The organism is Candidatus Leptofilum sp. (assembly GCF_965223285.1).
Classification (GTDB): domain Bacteria; phylum Chloroflexota; class Anaerolineae; order Promineifilales; family Promineifilaceae; genus Leptofilum.
On sequence record NZ_OZ244997.1, the window covers coordinates 4022828 to 4034329 of the forward strand.

9 protein-coding genes are annotated in these 11502 nt (G+C 53.6%); 8 read left to right on the forward strand and 1 reads right to left on the reverse strand.

Going from position 1 to position 11502, the window contains the following annotated elements; translation table 11 throughout:
• Positions 1–4 precede the first annotated feature (4 nt).
• On the reverse strand, positions 5–910 hold the full coding sequence (locus ACOQPU_RS18145; protein WP_420641243.1) for a carbohydrate kinase family protein: 906 nt from the start codon (positions 908–910) through the stop codon (positions 5–7).
• 118 nt (positions 911–1028) lie between these two features.
• Here ACOQPU_RS18145 and ACOQPU_RS18150 point away from each other — a divergent pair, with 118 nt between their 5' ends.
• The 8 genes from ACOQPU_RS18150 (at position 1029) to ACOQPU_RS18185 (ending at position 11476) form a co-directional block, all read left to right on the forward strand.
• A complete protein-coding gene (locus ACOQPU_RS18150; RefSeq protein WP_420641244.1) occupies positions 1029–2750 on the forward strand; it encodes a hypothetical protein in 1722 nt (573 codons plus the stop codon).
• A gap of 153 nt (positions 2751–2903) precedes the next feature.
• Positions 2904–5444 (forward strand): helicase HerA domain-containing protein, encoded by a 2541-nt coding sequence (locus tag ACOQPU_RS18155; protein ID WP_420641245.1) that lies wholly within the window; start codon positions 2904–2906, stop codon positions 5442–5444.
• Between the two features lie 51 nt (positions 5445–5495).
• A complete protein-coding gene (locus ACOQPU_RS18160; protein WP_420641246.1) occupies positions 5496–5732 on the forward strand; it encodes an antitoxin family protein in 237 nt (78 codons plus the stop codon).
• Positions 5713–6165: a type II toxin-antitoxin system VapC family toxin gene (locus ACOQPU_RS18165; protein ID WP_420641247.1), complete on the forward strand. Its 453-nt coding sequence runs from the start codon at positions 5713–5715 to the stop codon at positions 6163–6165. Before ACOQPU_RS18160 ends, ACOQPU_RS18165 begins: the two co-directional genes overlap by 20 nt.
• An 82-nt stretch (positions 6166–6247) precedes the next feature.
• Positions 6248–6691, forward strand: coding sequence for a hypothetical protein (locus ACOQPU_RS18170; protein WP_420641248.1), 444 nt, complete (start codon positions 6248–6250; stop codon positions 6689–6691).
• 56 nt (positions 6692–6747) lie between these two features.
• Positions 6748–7851, forward strand: a complete 1104-nt coding sequence (locus ACOQPU_RS18175; protein WP_420641249.1) for a phospholipase D-like domain-containing protein — start codon at positions 6748–6750, stop codon at positions 7849–7851.
• 188 nt (positions 7852–8039) lie between these two features.
• Entirely contained in the window at positions 8040–9929 is a 1890-nt protein-coding gene (locus tag ACOQPU_RS18180) for a VanW family protein (protein WP_420641250.1), read from the forward strand.
• An 80-nt stretch (positions 9930–10009) separates the two neighbouring features.
• On the forward strand, positions 10010–11476 hold the full coding sequence (locus ACOQPU_RS18185; protein ID WP_420641251.1) for a hypothetical protein: 1467 nt from the start codon (positions 10010–10012) through the stop codon (positions 11474–11476).
• Positions 11477–11502 lie beyond the last annotated feature (26 nt).

The window sequence follows — 11502 nt, forward strand, 5'->3', positions numbered from 1 at the left end:
GAGATCAAACGATAGTCAAAACCAACTGCTTTAGCTCCGACTCGGTGAGAAAGCCTGCGGCGGCTCCCTCGGTGCCGATTTTGTAGGAGGCAAAGAGGGTTGCTTTTTGCAGGGCAGCGTATGGGTTTTTGCTCTTGCGGTAGAAGTGGTTGAATGAAGAGAAGAGCGAATCCCCTGCGCCGATAGTGTTGACGATGGGACGGGTTTGCACGGCGGGAAGTCGTTCGCAAAAGTTGTCTGCTTTCACGGCAAGTAATGCTCCTTTGGTGCCCAAGCCAATCACCACAATCTCTGCACCAAATTTATTTTGTACCTTTTTGGCCCACTGTTCAGGCGGTAGCGGCAGCCGCTCATCGCTCATAAAGAGGATGGTGGCAGCGGCCATGTAGTCGCGGTTGTAGTCATCATCCAGGTCAGCAATTGTGTGGACGTCGGTGGCAATGGGGATGCCTGCCTGCTGGGCCTGGGCCAGAAACGGCCGTGTGTAATTCACATTGCACAAAATGGCCAAATCGCTGCCTTGCAAGGCTTGCTGGAACAGCTCAGGGGGAAACGGCCGTTCCTGAACATCCTTCAAATCGGTGTGTCCCTGCCGCTTGCCCTGCTTGTCGTACAAAATAACCGCCTGGGCCGTCTGCGGCATCCTGGTGACGATGTACTTGCTGGAAATAGTATCGGCCTCTGCCTGCTGCCGCACCTGCTGCCCCAAAAAGTCATCCCCCACCATCGTCAGAAAGTTTACCTGGCTACCTAGGGTGGTAAGTGCTTTGGTGATATTGTAGCCAACCCCGGCAACGGCCGTTTGAATGCCAAAAAACGGGTAGCGCATGGGGGAATATTCAATCGGGAATGCTTCAATTGCCAATGTGGTTTCAATATTTGTGTGCCCACAAACTAAAATTTTGCTCATCTTGCCTCCATAACGCCATCTTACCCAAATGACCACCCCTTGCCCAAAAAGCCAGGAACTTTTACGGAGGTGAATTCGTTACAATACCTAATTTTGGCAAAGTAGGAGACCCCACTTGATGATTACTTTCTTTCGTTGGTCCATTTTATTGATTGGCACGATGCTGCTTTTGACTGCCTGTACGCCCCCCACAGAACCAGCCAGCTTTTCCCCAACCGAAGCCCCCGACACCCCACCTTTGGCAACAGAGGCGGCTGAGGTGTTGGGCTGCGCCGACGGTGGACCGGGCGTGTTTACGCCGGAGGATGTACGCTGCTACCTGGCATCTTTTGAGCCTGAATTTGTGCGCGAAATTGATGAGGATACGGCCGTTCTCTTTACCGACCCGAATTCAACCGCCAATTGGATTGGTGGGGCCATTATCTATCACATCCCCACTGTTTCTAGCCTGGTTTTGGATGCAAATGGTGACGCAGATCCACAGGTGAGCCATATCAACGGCCGTACTGCCCTGGTAGCGTATCAGCAGCTCGCCTTTGAGGCGGAAATCATGGAGGAAATTAAGCTACGGGTGCAGGAGCTGTGGCAGACCAGCGACAGCGGCGAGCTAGAAATAAGGTTGAGCATGGTTTGGCAAGATGGGCCAAACAGCTTGATGTTGGCAGCGATAGCGGGAATTCCGTACCGAGACGGCCGTTTTTATTGCGCAGAAGAATTTTGGACCATTGGTGAGTTAAATTATGATGTCCTCCCAGACTGCGTCCCATACTCAGAAGGTTCCGTAACGCCCCAGATTTTCTTCCGCATGGTGCCACTGGCTGGCAGCGAACCGCAGCCCGTACAGGTGGAAATGGCGGGTGTGGCTTCTAACGTATTGCGTTTGGCTGAGGGTGAACTGGCGGTGGAAACGGCCGTTTACCAAACCGCCATTCAGCACGTCACCACCCAACCAGTTGTGGTGCGCAATGAAACGTTGACAGACTTGGAGAATGCCGCCCCCACGCTGGATAATGCCATCTCCCCAGAGCTGCTGCACGCGTTTATCGTTGGCTACCAACGCAGCAAATCCCTCGACTTTTTATTTCATGACCACCAAACAATACATCGGCAGCCGGGTTGGTTTATTGAGCGGGATTATTTGCCTCCAACTACCGGAGCACCCGATTGCGCCCACTTTCGGCGTGAATATTCGGGGCTGGGTGGGGGTGTAATTAGCGTGAGCCAGATTGGTTTCAGTCCCGACGGCCGTACCGCCATCCTCTTTTTGCGCCAGGAATGTGGAGAAACGGCCGTAACCAGCAGCTACTTGCTACTGGAAAACCAGGCCGACACGTGGACGGTGGTGGCGGAATATGGCCAACTGTCCCTTGATGATGCTGGGTTGGAACCTGGACTGGTGTACAACGGCCGTAGCCAGGGGTGTGGCGACCTTTTGGTGTACAAAGCCAACAGTGACGATGCCCTATCCGAATTCCTAACGGTATTTGTGGATGCCTTTGCGTTCCCAATTTCGGAAGAACCGCTCACTCTGGAATTAGCCAATCACCCGGACGCCATCATCGTTAAAATCGATCTATTTGGTGACCGCGTGTATAACTTTGGCGAATTCCCCTACTGCAATGACGTCGGGCCCGAAGCGCGAGCACAATCAGTTTGGCTGGCCGAAAGTGGCACAGTGGGTATCAGCATCAACGGCACCGTCCCCGCTGAATCTTGCATCGAAGATGGGTATGAGGCAACCGTTCAGCTAACAAACGTCACCTTTGCCAGCGGTGAAGAAACGGTACAGCTTGATGAGGCACTATTTGAGGATGTTTACGTCGGCTGGTGTGCTGGATGATGCGAAAAACCAAAGAAAATAATTGCGAACAACGCCTCTGTTCGTGTTTAGATGTGAATTCGTGACAGTTACTGTCGAAAGATTGTCTTTGTTACAGAAATGATTTTTCACAGAAGTCGAATCTTGCGGTAAACTGGAGATGGAGGCGAAATCATGATAGACACCGACGGAAAATTCTACTTAGGCCGCGTGGTAGACGCGCAAACCAACGAAAAAACAGACACCCCCCTACTTTATGATCCAGATGATTTGGTCACCCACGCCGTGGTTGTGGGGATGACTGGCTCTGGTAAAACGGGGCTTTGCTTGGATTTGCTGGAAGAGGCAGCATTAAATAAGGTGCCAGCGTTGATGATCGATCCCAAGGGGGACATCACCAATGCCCTGATGCATTTCCCCGATTTGGCTCCGGCGGACTTCCAGCCGTGGGTGAATGCCAACGAAGCCCGACGGGAAGGCAAAACCGTGGAGCAAGCCGCAGATGAAACGGCCGCATTATGGCGCAACGGTCTGGCAGACTGGGGTATCAAGCCAGAGCGCATCCAAAAGCTCAAAGATTCGGCCCAATTTGCCATCTACACACCTGGTTCCGATGCAGGACTGCCCGTCTCCATTTTAGCTTCGCTCAAGGCACCAGATATCTCCTGGAATGACAACCGCGAGCTGCTGCGCGAGAAGATTTCTGGCACGGTGACCGCCTTGTTGGGATTGGTGGGGCTAAAGGATATTGATCCGGTGCGGGCGCGGGAACATATTTTGTTAGCCAACATTTTTGAACACGCCTGGAGCCAGGGGCAAGACCTTGATCTGGCCTCGCTCATCATGCAAACGCAGTCGCCGCCGTTTACCAAGCTGGGCGTGTTTGACGTGAACACCTTCTTCCCCGAAAAAGACCGCTTTGAGCTGGCGATGATGCTCAACAACATTTTGGCCTCTCCCGCCTTTCAAGCCTGGATTGAAGGGGAGCCGCTGGATGTTGGGAGCTTGCTTTATCAGCCAGACGGCCGTCCCCGCCATACCATCTTCTACATTGCCCATTTGTCTGAGGCCGAGCGGATGTTTTTTGTCACGCTGCTTTATTCGGCCGTTGAATCCTGGATGCGGGCGCAAAAGGGCAGCACGACGCTGCGTGCCCTAGTCTACTTTGATGAGATTTTTGGCTATCTGCCCCCCACCGCCAATCCGCCTTCCAAAGAGCCGATGCTGCGGATGCTCAAGCAAGCCCGTGCTTTTGGTGTGGGCATGGTGCTAGCCACGCAAAACCCGGTGGATGTGGATTACAAGGCACTTTCCAACGCTGGAACCTGGTTCATCGGCAAGCTGGGCACGGAGCAGGACAAGGCGCGGCTGCTGGACGGCCTGACGACGGCCGCCAGCGGGGGTTTTGACCGCCGCGTCTACGATGATTTAATTTCCGCGCTGGGCAAGCGGGTCTTTTTGCTGCGCAACGTACACGACAAGCAGCCGTCCCTCTTCCAAACCCGCTGGGCCATGAACTACCTGGCCGGACCGGTGACGCGGGATCAGATTCCGGCACTAAATGCACTGGCGGGAGTCGGTGAGCAGTTAGCGGTAATCGGTAATGTCGCTGCGCGACCACTTCGTGAACAGTCTTCAGTGAGCAGTGAGAAATTGGCAGCGACTACACCTGCTCTCGAAACCACCCAATCTCCAGTCTCCAATCTCCAATCTCCTGAATTGCCAGGCGAGGCGGCCAAGCCAGGCATACCGGGGCGGACGGAGGAGTATTTTCTGCCGCAAAATTTGACTCTGAGCGAAGCCGCCAAGCGAGACGGCCGTTCCCTCTCCACATCTGCCAAAGCCGCAGGTATTTTGTACCGGCCGGTGCTGCTGGCGCAGGCAAGCGTCATGTTTAGCAACCGTCGTTACAATTTGGACCATGAGGTGTGGCAAACGGCCGTTGTGCCAGAGCCAGATCGTCGTGGCGTGATCCGCTGGCAAGATTACGAAGCCAGCCGAATAGATGACCGCCAACTAGACCGCACCCCGGTGTTGGATGCTCGCTTCGAACTGCTAGAAGCCCCCCTTAACGACGCCAAAAGCGTCACCGCTATGAAAAAAGATTTTGCCGACTGGATATATCGCAGCCTAGAAATTGAGGTGAAGGCCAACGAGGAACTCAAAATTTACGGTGGCCCGAACGTCTCTATCCAAGAGTTTGCCAAGGAGTGTGCCGAGGCTGGCAAAGAAGCGTCTGATGCCGAAAGCAAAAAGGTCGCGGCACAGTACGAAAAGAAAATTGATTCATTGGAGGGCAAGCTGAAGCGGGAAGAGCGCGAATTGGCGGAAGATGAAGCCGAATACGATCAGCGCAAGCGGGAAGAGGCCGTGACCCACGCCGAGACGCTATTTAGCTTGTTTAGCAAGCGGCGGCGCAGCGTTTCCTCCTCCATGACCAAGCGGCGCATGACGGCCAAAGCCAAAGCCGACATCGAAGAGTCCAAAGACCAAATAGAAGAGTACGAAAAGGAAATTGCCGAGCTGGAAGAGGAAGCGGAAGAAGCACTGGCCGAGATTCAGGCAAAGTGGGAAGCTATTTCCAATGACATGACAGCGATTCCCGTCACGCCGGCCAAAAGCAACATCAACGTCTCGCTGTTTGGCGTTGCCTGGCTGCCCCACCACATCGTCCAAACCGACGATGATTTCATTTTGCTGCCCGGCTTTGCATAAATTCGGTTATAATGCGGCAGAGACGATTTTTGGATTCTAAGTGAGGTTGATATGACCACATCACCATTTTACTCTCATGTGCGGGCAGTTTATCAGCGCGGTAGCTTGAAGCTGCTGTCGCCGCTGGATTTGCCAGAGGGCACACAGGTTGATTTGACTGTAGAGGTTACTCAGGAAGGGCTTAATTTTTTGCCAGCGAGTGAACTTGAAAAAATAACGGCCGTTTTGGGGTTAGGCGGCAATGCTCTAAAAGAATCCGAAGAGTTGTATGATACAAGTAGCAATTGATACCTCAATGTTGGTTGGGCTGCTTGATGCCAAAGATATTTGGCATGTGAAGGCACTTTCCCTCAAAAATTATCTCATCAAAGCTGATACACAAATTGTCATTTTCGACTGTGTAATTGCTGAAGCCGTTAGTGTATTAGCCAGACGATTCCATGAAAAACGACGAGACGGCGAATTCAGCAATTTACTGACCCAGATTCACGAAAGTTATCCGCCGTCGGCAATTTCCTGGATTATGCGAGATTTGCCTCAAAATTATTTAGCCATTCTTGAATTGGTGCGAACATCCGAAGGTGAACTGAATTTTAACGATGCGTTGATTGCCTTAACCTGCAAGGCACACAACATTCAGTTTGTCGCCAGTTTTGACCGTGATTTTGACAAAGTGGAGTGGCTAAAAAGATTAGCTTCCCCTAAAGATTTAGGACAATAAGGGACAAAAGTAGCCGCGCTTTCTTAGCGCGTTTTTTGGCGCGGAAAGAATCTGCGGCTACAGTGTGGCTGAACGATACGATATGCAATCAACATCATCGGACATTGTAAGAACGCGGCTCAGACGTTGGTTTGCGCCGATTTTGGATGCGCCAGACTGGCGCAGTAACCTGGTGGATGCCCAGGCAGAGCAGCTACTTAACTGGGGGCTGGCGCAGGTGGAGCAAACGGCCGTCCGCAACCAACACCTCCCCGATGAAGAGGCCAACCCACTGCTGCAAAAGAACAGTGCGGCCGTACATCTCATCATGGCTGGCGTCAACGACCTCATTGGCACGATTGGCAAACCGCCAGAATTTGATCTGGTAGACGACGTGATGACCCGCTTGCTGAAAAATTTGCGTTGGCTCACCAACCAACCGCTGCGTCCTGACAATTTGCGGTGCGTTAGCCAGTTCAACCAGGCGCGCGATGCCAAAGACCGGGATGCCGCTTTTCAGCATCTGTTAAACCTTATTTTCGGTTAGTGGCTGGTTGCTGGTAACTAACTACTAGCCACTAACCATCAGCAACTCAAACGATTATGAACAAAAAAACAGGTGGCGCGATTCTCGTGCTGATTTTGGCCGTCTTGTCGGTGATTTTTGGGCAAGATTTGTTGCAGCAGTTTGGGTTAGATGAAGGGGAGCCCATCATTGACACGGTGGTTGATCCTGGCGCACCTGTTGATTGGTACGAAATTTACTTTACCAACCCGACGTGTCCCCCAGAGGCGGAGCGCATTGGCGGGCTGGATGAGGACATTGCCAATGACATGCTCTCGGCCGAGGTACGGGTAGACATTGCTGCCTTTGATTTGGACGCAGAACCAATAGTGCAGGCACTTATTGAGTTAGAAGCGCGGGGCGTGGAAGTGCGGGTGGTTACAGACACAGATTATGCCTCGCTGAGCAGCATCAATCGGCTGCGGCGCAACGGCATCAGCGTGCGTGAGGATAAGCGGAGTGCCTTTATGCACAACAAATTTGTGGTGATAGACGGCCGTATCGTTTGGGCTGGTTCGATGAATTTCACTAGCAATGGCGTTTACTGCAACAACAACAACATTGTGCGGATCAATTCGCCCCGACTAGCGGCCAACTACACTACAGAAATGGACGAACTGTACAAGGACGAACTGTTTGGCCCCGATTCGCCCGAAAATACGCCGAATGAATCGCTCTCGATTGGCGGTATTGAGGTCGAAAACTATTTTGGACCAGAAAGAGAGATCAGCCTCATCATTTCCCGGCGAGTGGCGCGAGCCGAGAGCGAAATTTTGTTCATGGCCTTCGCCTTCACCGACGAGCAAATCGGTGAGGCTTTGCTGGGTCGGGCTGATTCAGGCGTGATTGTGCGCGGTGTATTTGAGCGTGTCGGTTCCGATACGCCATTTAGCTATTACACAACATTAGAGCAAGCCCGACTCGCTAACGTCGCCGTCCTTACAGATGGCAATCCGCAGGTGATGCACCACAAGGTGTTCATCATCGATCAAAGCACCGTTATTTTTGGCTCGTTTAACTTTAGCGACAACGCCAACCGCCGCAACGACGAAAATATACTCATTGTGCACGACCCAGAGTTTGCCAGCTACTTTTTGGAAGAGTTTGAAACCGTCTGGGCAGAAGCGCAGGTGGGTGAATGAGTTTGTAAGCGGGCTTGCAGTTTGGGGAAACGGCCGTGTTACACTAACCATCCGAGGAGTGAGCATCCTCAGATGCGAACGGCACACATTAGAATAGGGTAATTTGCCACGATAATTTACTGAACAGGCGGCCGTTTTCGCTATAATTGCGCCGGATTTTGAAGAAAAACAACCCGCTGAGAAACTTTATGCAAGCAACTGCACCCCAACCCACAATGAATACGCGCCGCAATCTGGCTTTCTTTTTAGCCCCGATTTTGGGCGGCTTTTTGCTGCTCTTTGTGGCTTTGGCAATTGTGTTGGTTAGTTACCAGAGTCGGCACAACGGCCGTATCTTCACTGGCATCAGCGTCATGGGCATAGACCTCAGCGGCATGGAAGTTGCTGAGGCCGAAGCCGCCCTCACACAACAGTTTAGCTATGCTAACAGCGAACAAATCGTCTTTCTCGACCCAGAAACCGGGCAGCAATTTGCCAAAGCCCCCAGCGAACTTGGCCTCACCTTCGACGTGGCCCAAACGGTAGAAACCGCTTACCAACTAGGGCGCAGCGGTGGCCCCTTGGCTCAGGCGCAGGAGATGTATGAAAGCTGGTATTACGGCCGTTCCATTCCCCCCGTTCTCGTTTTAGACGTAAGCCAACTCGACAGTACCTTGGCCGAACTCGCGGCCGAAATCAACAAACCGCCCGTCAGTGCCACCTTTAATTTGAGCGGCAGCGATACCAGCTACGCCGCTGGGCAGCCCGGTCGCTTTATGGACGTGGCCGACGTTCGCAACCGTGTCATTATGCCGCTCACCAATTTCCGGCCGGCGCAGGTAGAACTGCTAGTGCATGAAGTGACGCCCGCCGTGTTCGACGCTGGCAACGCCGCCGCCGAGATTCAGCAGGTTTTGGGCAGTCCCGTCACCTTCTATCTGGAAGAGCCGCTAGACGATCTCGATTTAGCTCCCATCACTTTGAGCCAGGAAGATTTGGCGGCCTGGGTACGGGTTGAACTGTCTGAATCCGCCAGCAGCAGTGCCGCCCATAACGTTTTTGTGGATGAAAACGCCGTGCGCCACTGGCTGCGCCAATTTGAAGACCAAATTTACCGTGATCCGGTGAACGCCCGCTTTTACTTTGACGATGGCACCGAGGAACTGGTTTTGGTCGCGCCACACGTAAACGGCCGTGAACTCGACATCGAAGCCACCATTGAGCAGTTCAAAACCCAGGTAAACAGCCCCAATCGCTCCATCCCCTTTGTGGTAAAAGATATTGTGCCGCTGGCTAATTCCAACGCCACCGCTGCGGAGTTAGGCATCACCGAACTGATTACCGAAACAACCACCTGGTTTTCTGGCTCCTCCGACGCCCGTAAGCACAACATTGCTACGGCCGCCGCCAACTTCTATGGTATCGTTGTTGCCCCCTACGAAGAGTTTTCCTTCAATGATTATTTGGGCAGCATCACCGAAGCAGATGGCTTCACGGAAGGGTTGATTATCGTCGGTGGGCAAACGATCACGGGCATCGGCGGTGGCGTTTGCCAGGTCAGTACCACGCTGTACCAGACAGCCTTCTTTGCTGGCTTCCCCATCACCGAGCGGCTGCCGCATGGCTACATGCTGGGTTACTACCGCGACGGCGCAGGGCACGGCATGGATGCCACAGTCTTTAACGATGGCAATATCAATATTGATATGAAGTTCATTAACAACACGCCGCACCACCTACTCATTGAGAACTATTTCAGCGAAGAAAACCAGGCACTGACCTTCAAGTTTTACAGCACCAGCCTGGGGCGTACCGTCGTGAAGGAAGACCCGGTTTGGGCCAACGTTACCGAAGTGCCAGGATCAGAGCAGGATCGCTGGGAATTTGTAGAAACGGTAGAGCCAGGTACGGTAGAAAAGATCGACTGGGCTACGGAAGGTGCCGACGTGTCGGTGCGCCGTCTGGTTTACAATGCGGATGGGCAAATCATTGAGGATCGCACCTTTGTTAGTAACTACATCCCCGTGCCCAACGTCTTCCACTACGGTCCCGACGTGGAGCCGTTCAGCTACGATCTGGTGCCAGAAGACGATAAGTAAATATCTGTCAAATCTGCGAAATCTTTGATATTCTTCTTGTGGCCAATATTCCTAGATTTTTACGACAAGTTGTTTTTATAGTGGCTGGTTGTTGGTTGCTTGCTGGTTGCCAGCAGGATGTGACGGCAACGGCCGTTCCCCAACAAATCCCCACGCTCACCCCCCAACCAACCCTCACAGAAACCGCTATCTCTGAACCAACCCCACCCCCGACAGTCACAAACACGCCAACGGCCGTTCCACTCCCTGCCATAACCCTGGAACCCCCGCAAGGGCGCGCACAGCTCATCACCCTGCTCCAGCAGGTGCAAACAGACGTGATTGGCCTGGTGCAGACGCAGCAGCAGCTATTAACCTTCCCTCGCCCCGACGACCCGGAATGGGCAGAGGATGTAGCGGTGCAGGCGGCGTTCATTCAGGCCAACCGGCTGGCGTTAGAGAGCCTTGTCCTGCCTGCGGCTGGGGAGAGTTTGATGGTGAGGTTGCAGACGGCCGTACACACCTGTGAACAAGCTGCCCAAGCCCAAAATTTGGACGCACTGGCAACCTGCCTGTCAGACTTGCAAATGGTTTCGGTTTCCTTCGGCAACGGCAGCGGCGGGGTAACGGTCAATCCCAACGTCGTCACCCCCATCTCGCTGGTGGGCTGCAGCCAAACCAGCGTTGGCCTCGTGCCGCTCACCGACCTCGGCACAGATTTGTACATGGGGCAGCAAGGTGGTCTCTACCCCAACGGCCAAAACGAGCCCCCTGCCACGCATCTTGCCGCTGGGTTAGCCCAGGCACAAACCATCCAACCCCTCGCCGCCGATGGTTCGCCTGCTGCCGACGGCAAAATCGGCTTCATCTCCGTAGGCATGTCCAATGCGTCACTCGAATTCAACAGCTTCTTGCGGCTGGCCAATGATGATCCTGATAAAAGTGACGCTGTTGTGATTGTAAACGGGGCGCAAGGCGGTTGGACCTCCAACAAGCTGGCCGAAAACCCCGAAGCGGAATACTGGCAAGTGCTGGATGAGCGGCTAACGGACAACGGTCTGACGCCCACCCAGGTGCAGGTAGTGTGGCTCAAGCAGGCGCGCGGCGGCGTCAAAAACGAGCCATTCCCCCAGGAGCCACAAATTTTGCAGGCGCAGCTACAAAGCATCGTGCAGATTGTGCAGATGCGTTACCCCAATGTGAAAATCATTTACCTCTCCAGCCGCATTTATGGTGGCTACGCTACTGGGCCGCTCAACCCGGAACCCATCGCCTACCATTCCGGCTTTGCCGTCAAGTGGCTCATCGAGGCCCAAATTAACGGCGAACCGCAGCTAAATTACGACCCAAATCTGGGAGCTGTAACCGCCCCCTGGTTGGCCTGGGGACCTTACCTCTGGGCCGACGGCCTCACCCCCCGCAGCGACGGCCTTACCTGGGCCTGTAACGAATTCGCCGACGACGGCACCCACCCCGGCACCCCCGCCCGCGACAAGGTGGCGGCGATGCTGCTAGATTTTCTCAAAACAGATGAGACAGTGAGAGCGTGGTTTTTTAGGGATGGATAGCAACTGAGGTGGTCTGTATATTGAGA